The sequence below is a fragment of the Siminovitchia sp. FSL H7-0308 genome, from assembly GCF_037980985.1.
Classification (GTDB): domain Bacteria; phylum Bacillota; class Bacilli; order Bacillales; family Bacillaceae_C; genus Siminovitchia; species Siminovitchia thermophila.
In genome coordinates this window covers 203,420-227,729 of sequence record NZ_CP150282.1, presented here as the reverse complement: position 1 = coordinate 227,729, position 24,310 = coordinate 203,420, and the positions used below count along the sequence as shown (strand labels likewise).

Sequence of the window (24,310 nt, the reverse complement as noted above, 5' to 3'; positions counted from 1 at the left end):
TTGCCAATTTAGCCTGTGTAAAGAGTTTACAAAGAAAGCGTAAAGTTGCGGAGCGTTATAATCGCCTAGCCTTCGGACAGATTATGACAAGGACTTTATGAAAAAACATCTCGCTATCCGAATAAAAACCTTCCCAGTTACTTGCGCTCTATTTCGAGCGGTGTCGCCGGAAAAAAGCCGCCTTTGGGCGTTTTTCCACTCAATAAAAATACCGGACGAATCATCTTGTGATTCATCCGGTATTTTTATTGAAAAGTGATACCTTTATGTTATTTTGTAGTGATAAAATAGTTGAAGGAATCGCTGCGATAAATAATCTTTGTGTATTCCAACACTTTATCTTGCGGAACCGCAATGCAATTGCTTTCCACTATCAAAAGCGGCACCAACACGGGACATTCCAATATGGTACGTTCTTCTCTTGTAGGAAAAGAGATGCTTAACAGGCTTTCACCGCTCGTAAATTCCGTAAAACCCATTTTCCGGTAATAGGAAAAGATGGATTTCAGTTCCTTTCCTTCCTGTTCGATATGTGGAAAAGTGGACTTGGCCAAGTAAGAGCTATGCAAGGCAATGGGTCTCCCTTCAAGCAAACGGAGGCGGGAAATTTTAAATACCTCGGCATCCTCGGACAATTGTAAAGTCTTATATATTCGGGGATGATAAGCAATTTTTTCACAACTAATATTTTTCGTTTCGAGTGTTAAACCGGCATTCAACATTTTTTCCGTGAAGCTTGTACTCCCTGTCAAATGCAGTTCGACTTGCTGGTGCTTGTCCTTCAAAAAACGGCCTTTCCCTTGCTTGGAATAGATATAGCCCATCTCCTCCAATTTGAGGAAAGCGTTTCTCACTTTAATGCGGGGTACCTTATAATAATCCGTAAGCTCCGTTTCAGATGGAAGCCGTTTATTTTTCTTAAACTTCCCCTGAACAATCGCCTCCATTAAATCGTCCACAATCATCAATTCAACTTCATCCGCCAACCGTTTCACCCCTGTTTAGGAAATCTTTGCACAATTATCATAATCAACAGAAGCGTTTGTGACAAGAGAAAAATGCACCATAACAATCTCCAGTTCTTTCTATTATTACAAAGAAAAGGGCAAGCGCTCGTTTTTTCGACGCATAAACGGGGACACCCAACCATAAGATGCGCGAAACTTGCAATCAATGGCGTTAGGCCCGCGGGATATAGGTCGTGCTGGTGATGTGGGTGTTCTAAGACTGCGATCCGCTGATAAGAAGCGGCACAAAAGCTAGATTAAAAGCGTCCTGTTGCAAGCTCAGGCAGCGACGTCCTCGAATCTCGTATTACCGATGGCTGTCCAAGCTTTCCTTCTCCTGTCACTTCGCTTGCTCTCGTACTTCCTGTACAGCGCGATGCCTTTGTGATCGCCATCGTTTTGAAAAACTTGCGGTGTGTCGCTAACGAAGCTTTTACTTAATTGGGCGTTTACTGACAGTTGATCCTCATTACTTTGTATTTTTGAAGTGTACATCCAGAATTAAAGGAACGGTGACAAGTCGGGACGCCTGTTGGTATTTACAATAGCAATTTCCATTCATAAACAGGTTGTTCAATGATCACCGCTTGCACTATGTTTATAATATAAGCAAAAGGGGTGGCGACGTGGAAGAAAAGTTTAAGCATGTCATCGAGACAATTAAAGAAGGCGTCATGATCATCGATCACCAATTTAAGTTTATTTACGCGAATAACGCGATTCATGCAATTGGTTTAGATCATGAATCCATCATTGGCAAAACAATATTCGAGGTTTTTCCAAACCTGACGAAAGAAAACAGTACTTTCTGTCATGTTTTTGAAGCAAAAACACCGATCATAGAAAAGCAACAAACGTTCATCACTTATCGGGGTGAAAGAAAGACTACTTTATCATCTACCTATCCTTTAATCCAAAATGGCTCTGTAACGGGTGCATTTGAAACTTTTCAAGACATTTCAACCCTCCAAGATATCTCGGATCAATTACGGAAGTTGCAAGTAGAACAACATAAACATACGGATGCGAATCATGATAGTGGCAATATGGATGTTTTATTTTCTGATTTTATCGGAGAAAGTCAAATGATTATGAAAATAAAGGCGGAAATACCGGCCATTGCCAACAGCCCCTCCCCTATTTTCATATATGGAGAAACTGGCACCGGAAAAGAAATATATGTGAATGCGCTCCATAAGGCCGGCAAAAAACAAATGCCATTAATCACACAAAATTGTGCGGCAATTCCTAAAGATTTGCTGGAAACGTATTTTTTCGGAACAGTAGAAGGAAGTTTCACGGGTGCAACTGATCGTGAAGGTTTGTTTGAACTGGCTAATGGAGGAATATTATTTTTAGATGAGTTGAATTCACTTCCAATAGAATTACAAGCCAAATTATTAAGAGTCATTCAGGAACAAAAAGTACGGAGAGTCGGCGGAACGAAAGAACTGCCTATTAACGTTAGAATCATTGCTGCTTCCAATGTTAATCCTAAAGAACTTCTCTTAAACAATGAGTTGCGTGAAGATCTCTACTACCGTTTAAGTGTGATCAATGTTGAACTTCCTCCTTTACGTGCAAGACGAATCGACATTCCTCTTTTGGCCAATCATTTTATCGACCACTATAATAGATTGTTCGATAAACACATTCTCGGCTTGACCGAAGAGGCTTATGAGAAGTTCCTCCATTATGAGTGGCCCGGGAATATTAGACAATTAAAAAATGCCGTCGAACGTCTCATGAACGTGAAAGATTCCGGGTATATTGAAGCCGGTGACATTGAATACTACAATGTTTTGGAAGATCTGCGCATCATTGACAAGGCCTATGCGAGACTTGCCTCTTATCCGCACGGAGAAAAAAGCTTCAAAGAAATGATGGAAGAGACGGAAATTGACATCATCAAAAAAGAATTGCTTCATTCGGGGGGAAATATCTCACAAGCTGCAAGAAATTTGGATATGCCCCAACAGTCACTAAGCAATAAAATCAAAAAGTATCAATTAGGAACGTATATTTTAGAAGTAAAGTTACTCAAAAATGGGTAATTACTCAATTTAATACTTGAAATATAGGTAAAAATCTAGTTATACAATGATCAAACCCTGTAAAATCAGGGTTTTTTTATTGGCATAAAACTTGCTTTTTATATTGGCAAAACAGAAGGAGGAATGTAACATGTCAAACTATGAATACAACATCTTACCCGAATATTCACCACTATATCCAAAGCTTCCTTATGAATATAAGGATTATCAGAAAGTGAGCGTATATTGCCGGGGAGATGTTAAAAAGTTAAAGCAATTTTTGCCAAAAGAATTTGAACTGATTTCTGATATATTTGAAGTATTTATTTTACAAAATAATGAAATTGAAGGTTTGGATGTATACAGCGAGGGAGGCGTAGTGATCCCATGTGCTTACAAGGGAATTTCAGGCGCATGCGTGGCATTCGAATATGTGAATACTGATGATTCACTTTGTGCGGGAAGAGAAATATGGGGTTACCCGAAAAAACTGGCGGAAGTACAATTTGAGTGCAATGAACATATGGTCAAAGGAAGCGTTCAAAGAAAAGGAAAAAAAGTGATTGATATTGTGTTCGAGAGAGATGACCAAGAAATAGTCATCCCGAACTTATCTCCCAGACTACAAGTAAAACGAATGCCGCATCCGGAGCATGATGGCACGGATATCAATAAAATTATCAAAAATGAGTTGCAAAATGCGGTATTGAAGAAACAAGTTTACGGCAAAGCACAATTAATAATGGAACAATCAGCGGCTGATCCACTATACCAACTAGGGGTGAAAGAAATACTAGGCGCTATGTATATAGAAGGAGCTTTTACATTGACGTATGGAAAAGTGATAGACGAGATAACAAAATAATCTTTAAAAATAGAAAAGGAGTGAGTGAAGGTGGAAAATACATTTTTAATCGTGTTTCTGTATATTATTGTCCCACTGCTCGGGTTTTTAGCAACCTATATTCTCACTAAATATAAAAATAGAGAAGGGGGACATTCATGATAACCGTTTTTATTCTCTATTTGATTATCGTCTTTATCATTGGCGTCATGTCGGAAAAATATATATCTAAAAGTGAAGAAGGATTTTATTTGGGAGATCGAAATTTCGGTCCATGGGCGACTGCCATCAGTGCAGGTGCCACCGACACGAGTGGTTGGATATTTATTGGGGCTGCAGGTTATTCCTATGCAGCCGGCATATCCACTATGTGGATGCTGCCTGGATTCATCATTGGATATCTCTTAAACTGGTTCGTAATAGCTCCCAAACTGAGAAAAGAAGGAGAAGCATTGGGAGCATTAAGTTTACCGGATTACTTCAGTTTAAAGTTGGATAGTGATAAAAAAACAATTAAAATTATTTCCAGTATCGTCATTATCGTTTTCTTTGTGGCATCGATGGCCTCCCAATTAACCGCCGCCGGGAAAACACTCGATGCAACGATTTCTTTTGATTACAACATCGGTCTTATTTTATCTGCAGCTTTTGTGATCGGTTACGCCATTTTTGGCGGGTATCGGGCAGTCGTATTGACAGATTTTACCCAAGGGCTTGTTATGTTGGCTGTCCTCATCCTCTTTCCGCTTTATATGATCTTTTTTGAATTTGGAGGACCGGTACAGTTTTTTTCAACTTTACATGACATTGACCCCATTTTAGTTTCTTCGTTGGGAGGAGCAACCGGAGCAGCGGGTATTGGTGTGTTTTTGGGCCTATTCCTTTTTGGAGTGGGCGAACCTGGACAACCACATATTGTCCAGCGATTTTTATCTGCCAAAGATGATCAAACCATTACGCAAGGGGCGTTTATCGCCATGTTTTGGGTAATAGTGGTTATGACTGGCTCTAATTTACTAGGATTAATTGGAAGAATAATTGTTCCGACCCTAGATGATCCTGAGTATGTTTTTCCAAAGATTTCAGTAGATACTTTGCATCCAATTCTGGCAGGTGTTGTACTAGCCGCCATTTTTGCCGCGATCCAATCCACCTTTTCATCACAAGTGATGATCGCAACACAAGCATTCGCGAGCGACCTGTTAAAAGGGATTACAAATAAAACGTTTACCAATGAACAGTCCATGCTCATCTCAAGAATAACGATGGTTAGCCTTGGCATCATTTCCACTTTAATCGCATTGTTAAATCTCCAGTCTGTCTTTCAACTCGTCTTGTATGCATGGGCCGGTCTCGCCGCCAGTTTTGGGCCATTATTGATTTTCCTGCTTTATACAAATATCGTTACCAAAAAAGGGGCCGTTTGGAGCATCATCACGGGAACAGTAGTGACAATCATTTGGGTTAACACACCATGGGTAGATTATCTATATGAATTAGTTCCGGCTGCTATTGCCTCTACACTTGTCTTGCTATTGGTAAGTAAAAAAGATGTTTAGGAGGTAGATGTTCTTGAATAAAGCAACAAATAACGTCCCGATTCATGCGCCATTATTTCCGGATCCGTTTGTTCCCTATTCATGTAAAAATTATTTATCGGTATTTGCGGTTGCAGAAGCAAATGAATCCGAAATCAAACGCATCCTATCTTATACACCCTTTGAATATGTGACCAACAAAATCGTTATTTCCATTACAGACTTCAGCAACACGGACAAAGTATCGTTTATGGATTGCGCCTTCGTTGTTCCAGCAGCATATGGCAATCAATACGGTGGATATTATATATATGAATATGAAAATAATGATGCAGCAATTGCGGCAGGCAGAGATTTATGGGGTTATCCGAAAAAATATGCCAATATACAAATAGTAGAGAATAATAGGGAAATTCATGGAGCAGCCAGGAAAAATGGCGAAGAACTGATTAAAATGACAGTAAATTTGAACGAGACCATGCCCGCTTTAGAAGAACCGATTACCACTCCACATTTGAATCTGAGAACGATTTCAAAACCGGATGGCGGGATATACATGCAAGAGATTATCGAAAGAGATACATCACCTGATTTCATATTGCATGAAAAGACATTCCATCCTGTGCAGCTGCGTGTTACACAAACAGTGACTGAACCTTTACATTTACTAGAACCGCTTCATATCCTTGGCGGCGGGGTTGTAAAAGGAGACTTTTACGCCACAGAAGAAAATGGTTGGGGAAAAGTGTTGAAAAGAACCTTGTTTTGAACATTATCCTTCGTAACAGTAAGCTTAGAATGATAACAGGTTCATGAAAGTTTAGAAAACGGTTTCATGTTTAATCTCCCTTTTAATAGCATTCGGTGCCCTATCGCATCGTGTGCTTTTTTCTTTTTCATCTGGGGGAAATAACTTTGACTTTGGGCTCCTGGACACCATGCCTCTTTACATCATGAAAACTCATATAGGTTCATTTAAGACTTCTTATCCCCGGCTCCTTTTGTCATTGAGATAAATGATGATCCGCCCGATGTTCATTTAGGATTGCCGCCACTTTCTGGAATATGTGCCATTGCCACACTCCAACAGTAAAGTAATAGGAAATCGTTCCAATTCAAGTGGTGATCAATTGTCGGACCGCTTGCCAAGAGTTTTCAAAAATAAGGCAAGGTCAAAGCCGTTTCAGAAAACCAACCATGCCTGCGAGCGTGAAGCCGTTCGAACTTTTAACGAGGTTTCTTCGTCTTCTCTCTCTTCCCCAATATTCTCAAAGCGCGAACCCAGAATAGATACGAGGATTGCTTCCCCGCTGTCAAAATACTTTGCTGATAAGGTTTTTTAATCGAAAAAGTAAAAACGCTTGTTATCATTCACTTACCATTGACTTTATCTTAAAGACTTCCCATTTGTTTTCCTTTCCTCCTTTCCATAAAATGAACCGTATAGAATGGAAAGGAAGGTTGCATACCTTGAAAACTATTTATAGCGACATCATCCCGTTTCGCGGAACGCACTACGATTTTGGCAAAATGCAAGGCCAGCTTTTAAAGGACTCGCTTACACTTATAAATCGGGAGAATCAATGGAAAGTCCGCAGACCCAGATTTCAGATAAATGCCGCGGAAGCAAAACAGGCGATCGCTTCGTTTGCTCCCGCGATTTGGGAGGAGCTTCTTGGTTTTCAAGAAGCGCTTCAGTGGCCGATTGAAAAAGTATTGACGGAATTTGGTGGTTACCGCCTGGAAATTCCCCGCTCCGGTTGCTCAATTTTGACGGGAAATGATTATTTTATACGTAATTACGATTACCACCCGAAAACATATGAAGGGCGGTTTGTATTTTTCCATCCTTCCGATCATGGATATGCAACGGCCGGGCCAAGCCAAAGAATAACGGGCCGCTCCGATGGGATGAACGAAAAAGGATTGGTTATGGGGTATAATTTCATGAATCGGAAGAAACCTGGTGACGGATTCATTTGCAGCATGATCAACAGGACTGTTTTGGAAACGTGTGCACATGTAGAGGAGGCCGTGGCTCTTTTAAAAGAAATTCCCCACCGGCATTCTTTTAGTTACATTATGCATGATCGCAGTGGCCGAACATTCATCGCAGAAGCGACACCACGTGAAGTAAAAGTTCGGGAATCACGCATATGTACGAATCATTTTGAACTATTACAACATGAAAACCGGGGGCATCTCGTCGACTCAAAGAGAAGGCTTGCCATCTTGGAAGAACACCAGGCCCATTTGAGCGAAGCGCGAGAAGCCTTTCATCTGCTTAATGACACGGATAAAGGCATATTTTCCGATTTATATGCAAGCTGGGCAGGGACGATTCATACGGCCGCTTATTTTCCAAATGAATTGAAAGTCTGGTTTGCGCTTGGCGGTGATCAATTTCCCACTGTCTTGGATTTTGGCGCTTGGCTCGCGGGAAAAGACATTTCCATGGAACGAATCACAGGCGAAGTGGATACAGACATCCCGTTTGTTCATATGGATGAACATGCAGATTGGTTTAGAAGATAAAAATGCCCTGCGGGGTCAATTGAAAATGCGATGATAGTAGCGTATGCTTTATTTACGAATAATCAAAGGGGGAGTCACAATGAAACCCGTCATATTGACAGAGGTTGTTCTTCATACGATTAAAATGAAATTGATTGCGCCTTTTACGACAAGCTTTGGCACCGCATTGGAAAAACATGTGTGCCTTGTAGAAGCGGTCGACGAATCAGGTGTATCCGGCTGGGGCGAAACGGTTACGAGTGATGAGCCGTATTATAATGAGGAAACAACGTATACAGCCACATATATGTTAAAAGATTTTCTCATTCCGAAAGTGATGCACAAAACGATTCAACATCCGCTTGAAGTGCATGATATGCTGACTTTTGTCAGAAGAAATCAAATTGCCAAATCGGCGATTGAGACCGCGATCTGGGACGCATTTGCCAAGAAAAACAACATCGCTTTATCCGAATTGATCGGCGGCACAAAAACAGAGATTGAAGTGGGCAAAAGCATCGGCATACAAAGCTCGCCTGTAAAACTCGTTGAAAAAGTCGCTGAATATGTGGATGAAGGCTTCAGGAAAATAAAAGTGAAAATTGCTCCAGGCGCCGACCTTGATTATATAGATGCCGTACGCAAAGAGTTTCCGGATATTCCACTCATGGCGGATGCCAACTCTGCTTATACATTAAATGACATTAATCATTTGAAGAAACTTGATCAATACAATCTCATGATGATCGAGCAGCCGCTTGCCCATGACGACATTATCGACCATGCCACCCTTCAGGAACAATTGCAAACCCCTGTCTGCCTCGATGAAAGCATCCACAGCCTGGAAGATGCGAGAAAAGCACTACAGTTGGGGAGTTGCCGGATTATCAATATTAAAATTGGACGCGTAGGAGGAATTGGCGAGTCGGTGCGGCTCCATGACCTTTGCAAAGACAACGGTGTTCCCGTCTGGTGCGGCGGCATGCTTGAAACGGGGATTGGCAGGGCACACAATATCGCCTTGACATCCCTCTCGAACTTTACGATTCCGGGAGATACGGCGCCATCTTCCCATTATTGGACTGAGGACATCATCCAGCCGGAAGTAACGATGGACCACGGGATTATTCAAGTGCAAACTGGTCCCGGGATCGGCTTTGCTGTCGACCGTGAAAAATTGGATCGGGTTACCATCCATAAAGAACGGATTTCAACAGCTGAAACGGCACACCCAATACCGTAAAAAAAGAGCTTGCAGAGAAAATCGCTTCTTTCTCTACAAGCTTTTTTATAGGGCTCCTCTTCGTTCCAGAAAACTGGGCACAATCAAAAGCCGAATGAGGCTGTCGAGGACTTTCTCACCCCCGCAATCGGTTTAACTAATTTGCTTTTTCATCCAATTGCAGCTCAGACCTTTTCACAAGCAGGTAGTGATGAACTGGCGCATCTTCATGGCGAATGAGTGACACAGCCGTGTATCCAGCATTAAAAAGCTGTCGGAAGATCGATCTTGTCTTCATTCGCCAATCTATGGCGAGCCCCATGTCTTCTTTTTTCATTTGTTGGAAAAATGCAGGCACGGGAACTACTATTTGTTCGGCGGAAAAAGGAAGGTCCAAATTTCCCAGTCGCGGTAAACCTCCCTCACCTTCCTGATACGGCACCTGAAAAGCGTTACTCTTATCTACTTTAAAAGAAGACGGCTTTTCTACGTGATCACTATTGATCCACCACTCTACTTTGAATCGGTCTGTCGGCAAGCCATTGTTCAGCTCGTCTTTCCCCTCGCCATATGAATTGACGATATAAGTATTGCAGACTGAGCGAAGTTTGGTCAAATTCAAATAGGCGTTTCGGCTTTCAAGCGGATCATAAGTCCATGTGAGCATGTCATAGCCCAACTTTCTTGCTTCAGACTTCTGCCTTTCTTTCAACTGATAGCCGATCCCTTTTACCCGATAATCAGGATGGATGCCAAGCGCATGAGAGCATAAATAAACCTTTCCATTCAAGAATCCCGGAAAACTGTAGCTGAAACCAACAAGTTTCTCGTCATGAAAGGCACCTACGATGAGGCCCCCATTTCTTATGGCCGTAACCGTTTGGTGAACAGGAATGGCATCCCACTTCCATACCAATTCTTCCAATTCTTTTACAAGAGCCATTTCCTCCACACTTTGTAGTGTTTTAATGAGTACTTCCGAACTCAATGCTTGAATCCTCCCTCCAATGTCTTCAATATCGCGTAAGCTAAAACTTCTATACCTGAAAGCATGGCCTCACGATTAAACGTCATTTCCGGATGATGAAGACCAGGTGCAAGCCCGCACCCGAGCCCTAGCATGGTTCCTTTAAGCTGTGGCTTTTTTAATGTGTAAAAGTGAAAATCTTCCCCTCCGGATGTAACAATGGGCTCTTCCAATCTGTCCTCTCCGAGTGCTGCAACAATCGCCTTTCTCATCATACGAATGGCATCATGATTCGCTTTCGCAGCCGCGATATGCGCTTTCGTCTCCAACTGAATGTTAACGTTGTGAAGCTTTTCAAGTGATGCGACGATATGTTCAATTTTTGTGGCCAATTGCTCAAGTACTTCATTTGTCTGCGCTCTTACATCCAAACTGAAGGATGCGTTGCCAGGGATAATATTACTCGCTGCGCCGCCTGCCTGGAATTTGGTCATTTTTGCCGAATAGGGAACCATCGGGTCAAGATGAATGCCTTGGATTTGCTGCACGATGGATGCGCCAATTTCAATGGAATTCGCTCCTAGATGGGGCCTTGCTGCATGAACATCGTCCCCTTTGATCTCACCTGATAAAAACATCCCGGCGCCATGAAGGATCGCAGGTGCCGCATAACCATCTTCCAGTTCCTGGATAGGTCGCAAATGAACACCATATAAATAATCTACATCATCGAGCACTTTTTTCTCCAACATTTTTAAAGCGCCTGTTCCTTTTTCTTCTGCCGGTTGAAAAATAAATTTCAGCTTGGCATTTTCGGGAAATCCCACTTTTTTGAGCAACAACATCGTTCCAATTGCCATCGTCATATGGGCATCGTGACCACATGAATGATTTGCTTGAAATTTTCCATTGACTTCCTGCCATAAAGCATCTATATCCGTACGCAAAGCAACGCACCGCTCTCCTGCTCCAACTTCAGCTACAAGACCGGTGCAAGTGCCATCATCAAATGTTTGAACGGCAAATCCTTCTTTGACTAAAAAATCCCGGATATATTCAGTCGTTTTATATTCTTTCCAGCTTACCTCCGGATGGTTGTGAAAATGGTCAAACAACGAGTAAACCGTTGGTTTTAAAGCCTCAATGTATTTCTTCATTACATTCTCTCCCGCATATTGATGTGTCCATTATACCACTGCCTTTTGACAATGTACCATATTCGCCCACTTCCAAAAATGAACTTGACATTATCTATCCCATGCTTTACATTCTTAAATAATAGGGAAATACAAGTAAATGAAATAGCGTTCTCTTATCAAGAGTAGCTGAGGGACTGGCCCAATGAAGCTCGGCAACCATCTATTAAAAATAGAAAGGTGCTAAATCCTGCAAAACATGAATGTGTTTTGAAAGATAAGAGAGGAACCAGTTATGATGAGTATATGACTAAGCCTCTCTTTCTTTTTTTTAAGAAGAGAGGCTTTTTTGTTTCTTGATATTCCCCAAAAAACTGGGGGGAAGAAAATGAAAAACATTAGAATATTGTTACTAGGATTACTATTGGCTGTTATTGTTTCCGGATGTGGAAACAATGCGACGGGAACAAAGACGGAAGAAGAAAAGCTTATTGTGGGCGCTACAGCCGGCCCCCATGAGCAAATTATGGAAAAGGTTAAAGAAGTGGCGAAAAAAGACGGATTGGACATTGAGTTAAAGATTTTTTCTGATTATATCCTGCCAAACAAAACATTGGCTGACGGTGAACTGGATGCGAACAGCTATCAGCACCAGCCCTTCTTGGATCAGTTTAATAAAGACCACGATACCGATTTGGTATCTGTAGGCAAAACGATTTTAAATCCAATGGGGGTTTATTCGGAAGACTATCAAAGTATTGATGACCTTCCAAAGGGAGCCAAGTTTGGACTACCCAACGATCCGACAAACGGTTCCCGGGCGCTGTTTATTTTGGAAAAAGCCGGCCACATTCAACTGGCTAATGATGCGAAAGAGACAGCATCACTGAAAGACATAAAAGAAAACCCGAAAAACCTTGAATTTATCGAGCTTGATGCCGCACAAATTCCCAAGCAGCTCAGCGAGGTCGACGCGGCAGCGATCAATACAAACTTTGCCATCGACGCCGGCCTTTACCCAAAAGAAGACGCCATCCTTCTGGAATCAACGGACTCGCCCTATACAAATGTCATTGCTGTAAGGGACGAAAATAAAGATGACGCTGTAGTGAAAAAGCTTGTGAAAGCTTACCAATCTGATGAGGTGAAAACATTCATCGAAGAAGAGTTCCGCGGCTCTATCATCGTAAGCTGGGAGTAAGAGTGAAACGATTAATCAACCGGAGGTTTCAAATGACAAATCCTTTATACGTAGAAAGAAATAAAGATATTGCCATTCTCGTTTTGAATCGCCCTGAGAAAAAAAACGCCATTACGCTCAAGATGTTTCGCAAGCTGTCTTCTATTTTGGATGAACTGGAAAAGGACCCCGCCATTAGAGTTTTAATCGTCCGCGGCGTTGATAAAACAGCCTTCTCCGCCGGAGCGGACATTACCGAATTTCTTGATGTCCGCTACCAGGCCGAAAAAGCAAAAGCCTATAATAAAGCCGCGCTAGAAGCGATTGAAAAGTTGTACCGATTTTCCCGGCCAACGATCGCCCTTATACAAAGGCTTGCGATTGGCGGTGGACTGGAACTGGCCAATTCATGCGATTTCCGCTTTTCATCTGCTGACGGAACATTCGGCATTACAGCCGCCAATATCGGGATTATCTATAATGTAAAAAGCACGAAGCGGCTTATGAATCTAATTGGGGTAACTAAGACAAAAGAATTGCTTTATACGGCAAAATTAATCGGGGCGGAAGAAGCGCGCGACATCGGTTTGATCGATTATGTGTATGCTTCTGACGAACTGGAGGAACAATGCATCCAGTTTGCTCGTAACATTTCCGAAAAATCTTTGGTGGCCAATTCAGGAATAAAACAGGTGATCCACAAGATCATAGACGGAGCCACCGATGAAGATGAAGAATTGGCAAAATCCATTCTCGATTCGTTCAGCTCCGAAGATTACGAGGAAGGCATTCAGGCGTTTTTAGAGAAGCGCCGTCCGAACTTTAACAGAGTTAGAAACAGGTGAAAACGACATGAATCAAGCATTACAAGGCATGAAAGTGATTGATCTGTCACAAGTATTGGCCGGACCATACTGCACGATGGTGCTCGGCGATATGGGAGCAGATGTCATTAAAATCGAAAAATATCCAAATGGCGATGATACGCGGGCCATGGGACCGTTTCACAACAATGAAAGCCATATGTATATGATGGTCAATCGCAATAAACGCGGCATGTGCCTGAACGTCAAAAAGGAAGAAGGCCGAGACATTTTATATGAATTAGTCAAAAAAGCAGATGTTTTCGTAGAAAACTTTCGCCCGGGGGTAGCGAAGAAGCTCGGGATCGACTACGACACCTTAAAAGAATTAAATCCCGCGCTCATATATTGCTCCATATCGGGATATGGCCAAACCGGTCCTTATCGAAATAAAGGCGGGTTCGATATTATGGCGCAAGGATTGTCCGGTCTCATGGAAATGACAGGCGAACAAGGCGGAAAGCCAGTCAAAGTCGGAATTGCCATTCACGACTTGGCTGCCGCCCAAACAGCCATTCAATCCATTTTGACATCCTACATTTACCGGTTGAAAACCGGAAAAGGGCAGTATATTGATGTGTCTCTTGTTGACTCGGGGCTTGCCTGGACGGTATGGGAAGCAGCAGCTTATTTTGGCAGCGGACAAGTAGCGGGAAAAACCGGAACAGCCCACCGTGCCGCCGCACCCTATCAAGGCTTTAAAACAAAGGATGGCTTCATTTTAATCGGGGCCGCCAATCAAAAGTTATGGGAAACATTTTGTTTGCATGTCGTCGATCGGCCAAATTGGATGGAAGATCCGCGTTATTTGACAAACAGCCTGCGCACGCTTCATCTCAAAGAACTTGAAAAAGATATTGAAGAAACATTATCAAAGCGCGATTCCGTGTATTGGCTGGAGCTTTTAGAACAACACGGAATTCCTTGCGGTCCGATTTATACTTACAATCAGACCTTGAGTGACCCCCATATTCTAGAACGGGAAATGATACTGGAATATGTACATCCGGCTGCCGGGGCGGTCAAAACATTGGGCTTTCCTGCCAAATTTTCAGAAACACCCGGAGAACTGACAAAACCTGCTCCCCTTCTTGGACAGCATAATGAGGAGGTCTTATTGGAAACAGGTTATTCCAGTGGAGACTATAAGAGACTAAAGCAAGAAAGTGTTTTGAATTAGTTAAAAAAATTTGGGGTATGCCATACTTTTGCAAAGCACGAGTTTAATCATCAATATCCGGCCTAAACGTTTCCTAGAAATCACGAAAAAGAGTCTGGGCCACAACAAAATCAGCCGAGTAAAAAACGAACCATAAAGTGAAACTTCATTCAGTAGGAGTTTTCTTCCATCTCCTACTGAATGTTAGTTGAACCAATCGGGCTTTTAGGTGCCGTTTTCTCACACTTGGACCTTTTGTATTCACTCAAAATTTTGAAGTGGGAGGCTTACGGCACCTTACATGCGGGATAAAGTGAAACTTCATTTCTTGGTATGCCTTTTCCAAGAAATGTTAGTTGAACCAATCGGGCTTTTAGATGCCGTTTTCTTACACTTAGACCTTTTGGTATCAACTCATGTCTTGAAGTGGTGTATATGGCACCTTACATGCGGGATCAATTGTCCTGATGTATAATATGCAAGCTTTTAGCGTAGTCAAAATAGGTAGACTCCTGCGGGAATCGCTCGAGCTGAAGATCCCGCAGGAAAGCGATCTTTGCTTTCCGAGGAAGCTGAAGAGACCTGCGGAAAGCGAAATATGTTGACGTAGCGATGATAGGGATTTTTTTTACACAAATAAACCGAACAATTATAAATAAAATGTTCGGTTTTTGCTACTTCGTATTTGCTTATGTCGCAGCCTTTAACTGCTTTCCAAACATTAGATCGTCACAATCACCATCGTGATAAACAAAATCGCAATATAATTAACAGAAACAACAAAGTTGGCACGAGCCCATTTCACATCATCTTTTACAAAAAAGCCCCGGATCGCAAGTACCAGCCAGACGAGGTTTAGTAAAGTCGCAATCACAATAAAGGTGGTCCCGAGCGACACCAGAAAAAACGGCAGAGGCAACAAGCAGGCTACATACACAAAAATTTGTCGCTTTGTCATTTCAAAGCCCCGGATCACCGGGAGCATGGCAACGCCTGCCGCTTTGTATTCGTCATACCTCTTCATCGCGATCGCGAATGTATGAGGCATTTGCCAAATAAACAGAATCATAAATAAAACGATTGGGATAATATGCATGGCAGAATCAATTGCTCCCCATCCAATCAACGGTGTGACTGCTCCTGAGATGCTTCCGATCACCGTGTTAAATGTATATTTTCGCTTTGTCCACATCGTGTACATGACGACATACGTAAACCACCCGATAAAAGCGTAAAGGACAGCCTCCATCGTTGTAAAAAACAAAAGAAGAAATCCCAGGACGCTTAATGCGATACCCAACCCCAACGCCATTTTTAATGAAATATTGCCTGTCACTGTCGGTCGCACTTGGGTTCTGGCCATGACTCTGTCTATATCGGCCTCATACCAGTTATTAAGGACGAGCGCCCCGGCCATGACTAGTGTGCTTCCAATGATTATCAAGAAAAATAAATTGGGATCAATGACTGTATTTGTAAAGTGGGCGGCGAGCCAAAAACCCGTAAAGACAGGCAGTACATTGGCTATTAACACAACCCCTTTAAAAAGAGCAATTACATCAGCTAAAAAAGAAGTGATTTGAAGCTGATTTCCAAAAGATGCATGCTCTGCACCTGTCTTCTGTTGACTCATTTTCTATCGTCCCCTTAACAATGATCAGATCGTAATATTCTCCCTCCATTATAATATGATTTTCGTCTAAAACCTACATATCGGGGAATTTTCACTAATTGTTAATAACTACAGCCCTTTATTCAGAAAAAAAGCCTGAACCCGCTGTTGCTTCGGGATCAGACCGTTATGCCGCTGTTGAAAATCATTATGGAGCCGCTTTGGGGTTTTCAATTGAAGAAGAAATACGGTCTTTTTTGTGTAAAGTAAACGCTGCGACTGAAGCATTTAATTTCGTCGCCAAATTGGTCAAGTTATTTGCCGTTGATGCCGTTTCTTCACTGCTGGCAGCCGTTTCTTCGGTTGTGGCCGAAATGGTTTCTATATAAGAAAGGACTTCTGAAGATTGTGCGGCTTGCTCTTCGCTTGCACTCGCAATTTCTGTTACTTTATCTCTCGTGTGATGAATCATGGTAATGATTTTTTCAAAACCCTCACCTGATTGTTTCGTTTTGATGACTCCTTCTTCAACAGACTTTACACTGCGGATAATCGCTTCTTGCATCGTTTTTACGATCCTTGAGATTTCATCTGTCGCTTCAACACTTCTTTCTGCCAATTTACGAACTTCTTCTGCAACGATTGCAAATCCCCGTCCCTGTTCACCTGCCCGGGCTGCTTCAATGGCCGCATTCAGAGCAAGGAGGTTCGTTTGTTCAGCAATTTCATCCATCACTTTGATGATTTCTCCGATTTTTGTTGATCCATCTTCCAAGCTGGATATTTGCGCACTAACCTTTTCGGACCCTTCTACAGAAGATTGAACGACTTTTTCTCCATCTTCAGCAATCTCTATTGTCTCATGGGCCAATTTTACAGCTTCTTCCGTGTTTTGTGCAACCGAGCTGATAGCGTCCGATAATTCTTTCAACAACTCGTTCATCGTTTGTGCAACATTTGCCTGGTTCGTACTGGCTCTTGCAGCCTCGTCAGTGCTTGCGGAAACCTGCCCGGAAGAAACGGATAAATTTTCCGCCGCACTTAAAATATGTTGGATTGTGGCTCTCAAGTTTAAGATCATTTTGTTGATCGATTGGGCAAGAACTCCCACTTCATCTTTTGTCTGTATTTTGGTTGTCTCCGATAAATCGCCATCAGCCACATTTTCAACTAAACGAGCTACTTGCCGCAGCGGACGGGAAATCATTCTGGCAATGAACATACCAGACACCATACTGAGTATAAAAATGAAAAAAATAATGCCATTCATTATGACCAGAGTCGTTTCATAAGCCGATTCGGCATCTTTTTGATCTTTTTCAGCCAATGCTATCTCTGATTTCATCAACTCATTCAACCCATCAAACATCTCATTTTGAAATTTGAGCAAACCCGCATTAATGGTTAACAAGTAATCGGCCTGTTTGCCTTCAAGTATTAACTGAACGGCTTGATCATAAGAAATATTATGGGATTCCCATTTATTATTGAATTGCGCCAACTTCACTTGTTGCTCTTTTGTTAATTGACTTGAACTGTATGCCTCAATGTGTGCCGCAACTTGTTCTTTCATTTTTTTTATTTCTTCCACTTTCTTGTCCGCTTCTTCCGGGTATAAATATAAGTCCCGGCTCGCCAATCTTAATTGCTGAACAAGGTTCCGGGCTTCCCCCAGTTCTTGAGTGGGGATAAGGCTTTCACGATACATCGTTTCTGCCTCTTGATTGATTTTGCTCATTTGCGATAGTGCGATCATACCTGTACCGGCTTGAAGGAGTGCGATAATGAGAAAAGCCGAGGTCAACTTCACTCCCACTTTTAAATTGAAAAACCAATTCATCACTCATACACCGCCCACTTTTTTATCCGATAAAATTTTGAACAATGGCATTGCACGTTCGTCAACTCAAATAGATCATCAACTCCGGAATTCCAATTTGTTATACATTAAATCGACATAAATCGTTACAATTTAAGCGCATTTACAGGAACTTAACATAAAAACAAAGGATATTTACAAAAAATTAACAAAGCAATCTGACCGGTACAACCTATACACCAGCTTCATAACGAAAGAACCGAAAATACGACTAGCCGACTTTCGCCATTTAACAAAAATATGGTAATCCCTTATTTCCTTTACGCCCCATCCATTTCAACGGATCATCAAGTCTTGGTTAATTCCCTTAAGGTTGATGAATGTTACCGGTTACCATCATCATAAGATGTTACTATAACCGAAAACGGATGGAGTGACTGAACGATGAATGTTATTGGGAAAAGTGTGTATCGTAAAGAATCTTGGGAAAAAGTGACCGGGAAAGCGAAATATACAAATGATGATGAAACAGTGGGCATGTTGCACGGAAAACTGGTTACAAGCCCCTACGCTCATGCAAAAATCGTCCAGATTACCATATCCGATGCCCTCAAAATAAAAGGGGTCCGAGCGATTATTACAGGCGATAACTTACCGCTCACCGGTGAAGAGATTCGGGATCGTCCGCCAGTCGCTGTCGACCGGGTGCGTTATTACGGAGAAGTTGTTGCGATTGTTGTCGCGGATAGCATGGCAACCGCTCAGCTTGCGGCCAATCAAGTCCAAGTTGCATATGATCCCCTTCCAGTTGTAAACTCCCCGCGCGAAGCACTGCACCGAGCCGCCCCGCTCCTTCATGAACAGCTTGGCAGTTATCACAAAATAGAGGGCGTGTATCCCGTACCCGGAACAAACATCGCATCAAAAATAAAAATTCGCAAAGGAAATATGCAAAAGGGCTGGGAAGAGAGCGATGTCACTGTACTTGCCTCCTATTCGTTCCATCCCTCAGACCATGCCGCAATGGAAACACGTTGTTCCCTCGCTCAAATTCATGATAATGGGATCATTGAAATTACTTCGTCATCGCAGGCCCCCTTTATGATCAAAAAACTGATTGCCGCGTATTTTCAAATTCCCTCAGGCAACATCATTGTCAAAACACCCTTGGTCGGAGGAGGATATGGCGGAAAAGCGTCCATACAACTAGAGATTCTGGCGTATATCGCCTCCAAAGCGGTAAACGGCAGATTAGTGAAAATCGCCAACAACAGGGAAGAAGATATGGTCACGGCTCCGGGGCATATCGGGCTGGACGCGACGATAAAACTTGGATGCACGAAAAATGGAATATTAAAGGCGGCGGAATTGCTGTATTTATGGGACAGCGGAGCCTATTCCGATAAATCGACTGACTTGGCTCGGGCGGGTGCCGTCGATTGTACGGGGCCTTACCGGATTGAACATATTTATTGCGACTCACTTAGCATGTACACGAACCATCCGTATCCCGGTCCGTTTAGAGGATTCAGCCACTCGGAAGTCCACTTTGCCTTTGAGCGGACGATGGATATGCTCGCCAATAAATTGAACATGGATCCCCTCGAGTTCAGATATAAAAATGCGATCAGGCCCGGCGATACGTCACCTTCCCAAGTAAAACTGAATACGAGCAATGTCGGAAATGTACGACAGTGCCTATCCAGATTGAAGAAACTGATCCGTTGGGATGAAGGACGGATCACCGCCGTTGGCAAGAACAAAGTAAGAGCCAAAGGGATCAGCTGCCTTTGGAAAAACTCCACGATCGACACAAATTCTAGTTCAGGAGTCATTTTAACGTTCAATCCGGATGGAAGCATCAATATCATTTCCGGCGTTGTTGAAATCGGCACGGGAACTAAAACGATCTTGGCACAGATGTTAGCGGAAAAATTAAAAATGCCGGTTGAGAACATCCACGTTCAAATGACCGTTCATACGCAACATACACCGGAACATTGGAAAACCGTTGCCAGCCGGGGAACTTTCATGGCTGGAAGAGCCCTTTTGAATGCGGCGGATGATGTTATTTTTCAATTAAAGGAGAGAGCTTCCTGCATTTTGCTTGCCCCGATTGAAGATTTGGAAGTCGGTTATGAAAAAATATTTTTACGAGATGACCCAACGATTCATATTGCGGTAAAAGAGATAGCCTACGGCTATACGTTTCCCAGCGGCATATCAATTGGCGGACAGATTATCGGAAACGGAACATACACCTTAAGACACATGACGAAGCTCAATAAAGAAACCGGCGCAGGCAAACACGGGCCTGAGTGGACTGTCGGAGCCCAAGGTGTCGAAGTTGAAGTCGATACAAGAACATACGAATACCGTTTAGTAAAAGCGATATCCGTCATCGACATTGGCAAAGTATTAAATCAAAAGTCCGCAGAAGGGCAAGTAACGGGAGCCATGAGCATGGGCCTGTCCTTTGCAGGCCGGGAAACCTTTATTTTTGATCAACACGCGCGAGTACTTAACCCGCAATTGCGAACATACCAGCCGATTCGGTACGGGGAACAGCCCGAGTATATCGTCGACTTTGTAGAATCCCTTCAAATAGATGCGCCGTATGGGGCGCGGGGAGTTGGCGAGCATGGCCTCATCGGCATGCCGGCCGCGTTGGCAAACGCTTTGTCCACGGCGTTGCAAGTGGATCTTCACCATTTGCCTCTCACCCCTGAATTGTTATGGAGAACAAAAGAAAGGAGGATGTAAGCAGTGCTGCCAGCCTATGTAAAGTATTACAAGCCAACAACATTACAGGAAGCCGTGAATTTGTTCCAAACACTAAAACAGGACGATAAACAGCCGATGTATTGGTCCGGAGGAACCGAAATTTTAACACTTGGCCGATTGAACATAGATACGCCAGGTTCCATTATTGATATAAAAGGAATTCCGGAATGTATGGTTTTACAAACATCATCTCCATTTTTAACGATTGGCGCGTCCGTTCCTTTGACCGCTCTTGAAAATCGAAATATCTTTCCATTATTAGCGGATGTTTCCAGTGAAGTGGCCGACCGTACCGCCCGAAACAAGATTACGATTGGAGGAAATATATGCGGAAAAATATTTTACCGGGAAGCGATTTTGCCTTTTCTGCTGGCGAACAGCCATGTTCTAGTCGCAGATATGCAAGGGGTAAAAGAAGTGCCGATCACAGAACTAATTCTGGAAGAAGGGCGGCTTCTCGTCCAAATTCTAACAGATACAGACTTTCTACAGCTTCCCTACATTTCGCGAAAAATACGAAAGCAATGGGATACCGGCTATCCCCTCATTACCGGAGCGGCTGTCAAAGCGGATGGACAACTCAGACTGGCATTCAGCGGGCTTTGCCCCTTTCCTTTTCGCTCATCCGCAATGGAAACAGCCATCAACAGGACGGGTTTATCGTTTGCAAGCAGAGTTGAACACACCTTGCAACAAGTACCTGATCCTATCCTTGATGACATTGAAGGATCAAGAGAATATCGCCTGTTCGTTTTGCGAAACATGTTGATGGATTTTATCATGGAAATGGAGGGAGCTTAGTGGAAAAACAAAGATTTACAGTCGAGATGGACATAAACGGGGAAATCGTTGAAGTTGAGGTACTCGCAGGGGAAACGCTCTTATACGTTCTTCGCCAAAAGCTTGGCTTGACGGGCGCGAAACCAGGATGCCTGAATGGTGATTGCGGGGCCTGTACTGTACTCGTTGACACTCTGCCTTTTAAATCATGTATTATGCTTGCTGTCGAAGCTTCCGGCCATACCATCACAACAATCGAAGGTTTGCGGGATGCCCCCATACAGCGGGCTTTTGTCGAGCATTTCGCATTCCAATGCGGCTACTGTACACCGGGCTTCATCCTCAATTGCCATTCGCTCCTTCAACATAATGGCAACCCGTCAAAAGATGTGATGAAAAACTGGCTGTCATCCAATATATGCCGATGTACAAGTTACCAGGAAATCGAAAAAGCCGTCATATCAACGATCAAATGACGGAATGCAACAACGAATCCGCAACTCTGTTTACAAGCCAGCCAGCAAACGTCCCTGAAAAAGCTTGCGCTTTATCTTTGGGCGTAGGCGATGTAGTCCGTGCTTTCCTTGTCTGACACTTCGCTTGCACTTTGTGCATCCTCTACGTCGCCCCGCCTCTTGAAATATATGCGAGGTTATAGGTTTTTGCCATCCAGCTTTACATGAATGGTCAGTAACTTATTTTCCCCATTCGGGATAATGAGACAGGATACTACATTCATTACTAACCAAAAACCTTAGGGAACATCGACTTCCTTTAGATTACAATCATTTATTTTCTACCATTGCATTACTATGATAAGCGCTCAAATCTCATAGTATCACATACATAATCTGTGAGAGAAAATAATACATCATCATTATTTTAATGGCTAACATTAATCCAATTGAACTCACCCCTCCCTTTTTTCTTAGTTCGCTCATGCTTTCACTTGTATCATAATTCAACTTATTTAGATAGATTATATTTTTTTCAGCTTGTCTTTTATAAAAATAGTTACCTGTATAGCCTAAAACAGTTGAGGGAATTATGAAAAATATAATGCTCATTATGGTACTACTAGTAGTCGAATAAATCTCGTGTGTAACAAAGTATAATATAAAATCAATCAATAAGTTTAACCCCACGAAACCAAAGATAACCCCATACATTTTTCTATAACCTAACCATAAAAATGTTAAAAAGAAAGCTGCCCAATTCCAACTGTATTCATTTTTCCATTTTTCTTCATAGTACTCTATGTTTCTTTCTACAAAAGCTTCTAAAGCAGTTTTCAATTGGTTTGTCCTCCTTTGCTTTTTACCATAAATGCTTCTTCATCTCCAGTTCGCAAAAAAGAAAAAACCTTCAACAAGCCAACAACGAACTTGAAAAAGGTTCAAGCGCAGAAAAAAATATATATTTAAAATTTAGTTAATTCTAATTTTAGTGCCTATACCTAACTAAAAACTGATTTCCCGTATCTGTTGAAGCATCTATTCCTGATGTAAATTCAACATAGTTTCTAACTATCATTTCTGTTATATTATTACCTACAGGATGGTCAGTTCCAGCTGTCCATGCAGTAATAAATCTATACTGCTCTCTACTCGATTCAAGCCCTCTGTATTTACCAAACATTTGTGCTTCAACATACCAATCAGATTGATTCAGTTTCAAATCTTCATCTAATTGTATAGTGGGCTTACTTCTGTAAGGTATTGTAAATGAAATCTGCCAGGGAAAAGAAATTGATAGAGAGTAATTTCCATAATCATCTCCTTCAGTATCTTTTGGAGTAGATTCTATCAATCTACTTTTTAGGTGAGATGGTAAGATATGATTTATACGCATAAAGGTTGCTCTCCATGTGGATCCAAAAAAACTCCCATTATGTTTCATGATTTTTGGTTTTACAGCATTATCAAGTAAAAAATAATCCCAATCAGGGTCTTGTTCGTCAAGTAATTTATACAAATACCAATTCGACTGAATTTCTCCTACTATATCTGTTATATAAAATGCTTCTCCAACAAGTAACACATCATTTCGTAAAACTGGCTCACCAGGAACATTATTTAGTGTAACTGAGTCATTTTCTATATCTTTTTGTTCATATCTTAATATTCCTTTTAAGTAAAGTGAGTCCGGTATAATTTCTGTTTTTCCATTCTCATCATGGTGACTTATATTTAAACCAAGAACTTTAATATTATCTTCTTTGTTTAGGGAATACCCAATTATTTGCAACTTATCAATAGCCTCTATTTCCAAAGTTTTACTATCGTTGCCATTGTTATTATTATTTCCAAATACCAATTTCTTCACTTCATTATTTCTAGTCTTTGTGTCTAACGATATATCAACTTCTAAAACTTTACTATAATCCTCAAAAGTAAGATCCCCATATAAATATACTTTCTTTCCATTCTCCAGATTCTCTTTTAACTTTTTTGATAGTGATTTGTTGTTTTTAACTACTTCATATGAAACAGCTATAGAATCATATTTGTTTATATTTTCTGAACTAATATCATCACTAAAACTAGGAATTATATCCGCACCTTCTACTTTTTTTATTGAATTTCTAGTTTCCGTGATTTGGTGTATTTCGTCTTTAGAATATTTTCCTAAGAAAAGGATATCCCTCTCTTGGTCTTTATTTTCAGCAATGATTAAATTGGGAAAGAGCAATATTACTTTTAAAAAACAAGGCACAGTAAAAAAACAAAAATTTATTTTTTTCAATTTTCATTTCTCCTCTTTTTAACTTGCTTGCGAAGTTTAATATCTCACTCTTCACCAGCGTTATCACTATAGATATTATTTTGCGCCTATTTGGTTTCAAAGCTTAA

General features: G+C 41.8%; 19 protein-coding genes and 1 riboswitch. Of the genes, 12 read left to right on the top strand and 7 right to left on the bottom strand.

Features of this window, described 5'->3' with window-relative positions:
• Positions 1-269 precede the first annotated feature (269 nt).
• The gene (locus MHB50_RS01070; RefSeq protein WP_321189697.1) at positions 270-995 is read right to left on the bottom strand and encodes a GntR family transcriptional regulator; all 726 of its coding nucleotides are present in this window, start codon (positions 993-995) and stop codon (positions 270-272) included.
• Between the two features lie 638 nt (positions 996-1,633).
• Here MHB50_RS01070 and MHB50_RS01065 point away from each other — a divergent pair.
• The 6 genes from MHB50_RS01065 to menC all read left to right on the top strand — a co-directional run bounded on the left by MHB50_RS01065 (position 1,634) and on the right by menC (position 9,179).
• On the top strand, positions 1,634-3,061 hold the full coding sequence (locus MHB50_RS01065) for a sigma 54-interacting transcriptional regulator (RefSeq protein ID WP_083717699.1): 1,428 nt from the start codon (positions 1,634-1,636) through the stop codon (positions 3,059-3,061).
• A 130-nt stretch (positions 3,062-3,191) separates the two neighbouring features.
• Positions 3,192-3,905 carry an acetoacetate decarboxylase family protein gene (locus MHB50_RS01060; RefSeq protein ID WP_077113631.1) on the top strand — a complete coding sequence of 238 codons (714 nt, stop codon included), beginning with the start codon at positions 3,192-3,194 and terminating at the stop codon, positions 3,903-3,905.
• A 137-nt stretch (positions 3,906-4,042) separates the two neighbouring features.
• Positions 4,043-5,443 (top strand): sodium/proline symporter, encoded by a 1,401-nt coding sequence (locus tag MHB50_RS01055; RefSeq protein ID WP_077113630.1) that lies wholly within the window; start codon positions 4,043-4,045, stop codon positions 5,441-5,443.
• Between the two features lie 13 nt (positions 5,444-5,456).
• Entirely contained in the window at positions 5,457-6,191 is a 735-nt protein-coding gene (locus MHB50_RS01050) for an acetoacetate decarboxylase family protein (RefSeq protein ID WP_340084705.1), read from the top strand.
• 701 nt (positions 6,192-6,892) lie between these two features.
• The gene (locus tag MHB50_RS01045; RefSeq protein ID WP_339161250.1) at positions 6,893-7,957 is read left to right on the top strand and encodes a C45 family peptidase; all 1,065 of its coding nucleotides are present in this window, start codon (positions 6,893-6,895) and stop codon (positions 7,955-7,957) included.
• A gap of 79 nt (positions 7,958-8,036) precedes the next feature.
• Positions 8,037-9,179: an o-succinylbenzoate synthase gene (menC, locus tag MHB50_RS01040; protein WP_339161248.1), complete on the top strand. Its 1,143-nt coding sequence runs from the start codon at positions 8,037-8,039 to the stop codon at positions 9,177-9,179.
• 136 nt (positions 9,180-9,315) lie between these two features.
• On the opposite strand, the gene MHB50_RS01035 is transcribed toward menC, so the two are convergent.
• Positions 9,316-10,146 (bottom strand): GNAT family N-acetyltransferase, encoded by an 831-nt coding sequence (locus tag MHB50_RS01035; protein WP_236017112.1) that lies wholly within the window; start codon positions 10,144-10,146, stop codon positions 9,316-9,318.
• Positions 10,143-11,282, bottom strand: coding sequence for a M20 peptidase aminoacylase family protein (locus tag MHB50_RS01030; protein WP_077112937.1), 1,140 nt, complete (start codon positions 11,280-11,282; stop codon positions 10,143-10,145). The genes MHB50_RS01035 and MHB50_RS01030 overlap by 4 nt, the downstream gene beginning before the upstream one ends.
• 152 nt (positions 11,283-11,434) lie before the next feature.
• Positions 11,435-11,545, top strand: a riboswitch (SAM riboswitch).
• A gap of 104 nt (positions 11,546-11,649) precedes the next feature.
• On the opposite strand from MHB50_RS01030, the gene MHB50_RS01025 reads away from it, so the two are divergent.
• Genes MHB50_RS01025 through MHB50_RS01015 form a run of 3 tightly spaced genes read left to right on the top strand, consistent with a single transcriptional unit; the run spans position 11,650 to position 14,484 of the window.
• Positions 11,650-12,462 (top strand): MetQ/NlpA family ABC transporter substrate-binding protein, encoded by an 813-nt coding sequence (locus MHB50_RS01025; protein ID WP_077112938.1) that lies wholly within the window; start codon positions 11,650-11,652, stop codon positions 12,460-12,462.
• 32 nt (positions 12,463-12,494) lie between these two features.
• Positions 12,495-13,286 carry an enoyl-CoA hydratase/isomerase family protein gene (locus tag MHB50_RS01020; protein ID WP_339161243.1) on the top strand — a complete coding sequence of 264 codons (792 nt, stop codon included), beginning with the start codon at positions 12,495-12,497 and terminating at the stop codon, positions 13,284-13,286.
• Between the two features lie 7 nt (positions 13,287-13,293).
• The gene (locus MHB50_RS01015) at positions 13,294-14,484 is read left to right on the top strand and encodes a CoA transferase (RefSeq protein WP_339161240.1); all 1,191 of its coding nucleotides are present in this window, start codon (positions 13,294-13,296) and stop codon (positions 14,482-14,484) included.
• 700 nt (positions 14,485-15,184) lie between these two features.
• Here MHB50_RS01015 and cyoE read toward each other — a convergent pair.
• On the bottom strand, positions 15,185-16,096 hold the full coding sequence (cyoE, locus tag MHB50_RS01010; protein ID WP_339161239.1) for a heme o synthase: 912 nt from the start codon (positions 16,094-16,096) through the stop codon (positions 15,185-15,187).
• Between the two features lie 187 nt (positions 16,097-16,283).
• Positions 16,284-17,915, bottom strand: a complete 1,632-nt coding sequence (locus tag MHB50_RS01005) for a methyl-accepting chemotaxis protein (protein ID WP_340085269.1) — start codon at positions 17,913-17,915, stop codon at positions 16,284-16,286.
• A gap of 423 nt (positions 17,916-18,338) precedes the next feature.
• Between MHB50_RS01005 and MHB50_RS01000 the strand changes: the two genes are divergently transcribed.
• Genes MHB50_RS01000 through MHB50_RS00990 form a run of 3 tightly spaced genes read left to right on the top strand, consistent with a single transcriptional unit; the run spans position 18,339 to position 21,934 of the window.
• Entirely contained in the window at positions 18,339-20,657 is a 2,319-nt protein-coding gene (locus tag MHB50_RS01000; RefSeq protein WP_339161236.1) for a xanthine dehydrogenase family protein molybdopterin-binding subunit, read from the top strand.
• A gap of 3 nt (positions 20,658-20,660) precedes the next feature.
• Positions 20,661-21,479: an FAD binding domain-containing protein gene (locus tag MHB50_RS00995; RefSeq protein WP_339161233.1), complete on the top strand. Its 819-nt coding sequence runs from the start codon at positions 20,661-20,663 to the stop codon at positions 21,477-21,479.
• Positions 21,480-21,505: 26 nt separating this feature from the next.
• On the top strand, positions 21,506-21,934 hold the full coding sequence (locus tag MHB50_RS00990; protein ID WP_077112954.1) for a (2Fe-2S)-binding protein: 429 nt from the start codon (positions 21,506-21,508) through the stop codon (positions 21,932-21,934).
• Positions 21,935-22,288: 354 nt separating this feature from the next.
• Here MHB50_RS00990 and MHB50_RS00985 read toward each other — a convergent pair whose 3' ends face one another.
• Positions 22,289-22,753: a DUF2628 domain-containing protein gene (locus MHB50_RS00985; RefSeq protein ID WP_339161230.1), complete on the bottom strand. Its 465-nt coding sequence runs from the start codon at positions 22,751-22,753 to the stop codon at positions 22,289-22,291.
• 148 nt (positions 22,754-22,901) lie between these two features.
• The gene (locus tag MHB50_RS00980; RefSeq protein WP_339161227.1) at positions 22,902-24,203 is read right to left on the bottom strand and encodes a hypothetical protein; all 1,302 of its coding nucleotides are present in this window, start codon (positions 24,201-24,203) and stop codon (positions 22,902-22,904) included.
• Positions 24,204-24,310: the final 107 nt, after the last annotated feature.

Coding starts and splice junctions, on each gene's coding strand:
- MHB50_RS01060 (WP_077113631.1), top strand. CDS start 3,192: ATGTCAAACTATGAATACAACATCTTACCCGAATATTCACCACTATAT.
- MHB50_RS01020 (WP_339161243.1), top strand. CDS start 12,495: ATGACAAATCCTTTATACGTAGAAAGAAATAAAGATATTGCCATTCTC.
- MHB50_RS00990 (WP_077112954.1), top strand. CDS start 21,506: ATGGACATAAACGGGGAAATCGTTGAAGTTGAGGTACTCGCAGGGGAA.
- MHB50_RS01000 (WP_339161236.1), top strand. CDS start 18,339: ATGAATGTTATTGGGAAAAGTGTGTATCGTAAAGAATCTTGGGAAAAA.
- MHB50_RS01055 (WP_077113630.1), top strand. CDS start 4,043: ATGATAACCGTTTTTATTCTCTATTTGATTATCGTCTTTATCATTGGC.
- MHB50_RS01015 (WP_339161240.1), top strand. CDS start 13,294: ATGAATCAAGCATTACAAGGCATGAAAGTGATTGATCTGTCACAAGTA.
- menC (WP_339161248.1), top strand. CDS start 8,037: ATGAAACCCGTCATATTGACAGAGGTTGTTCTTCATACGATTAAAATG.
- MHB50_RS01005 (WP_340085269.1), bottom strand. CDS start 17,915: ATGAATTGGTTTTTCAATTTAAAAGTGGGAGTGAAGTTGACCTCGGCT.
- cyoE (WP_339161239.1), bottom strand. CDS start 16,096: ATGAGTCAACAGAAGACAGGTGCAGAGCATGCATCTTTTGGAAATCAG.
- MHB50_RS01025 (WP_077112938.1), top strand. CDS start 11,650: ATGAAAAACATTAGAATATTGTTACTAGGATTACTATTGGCTGTTATT.
- MHB50_RS01030 (WP_077112937.1), bottom strand. CDS start 11,282: ATGAAGAAATACATTGAGGCTTTAAAACCAACGGTTTACTCGTTGTTT.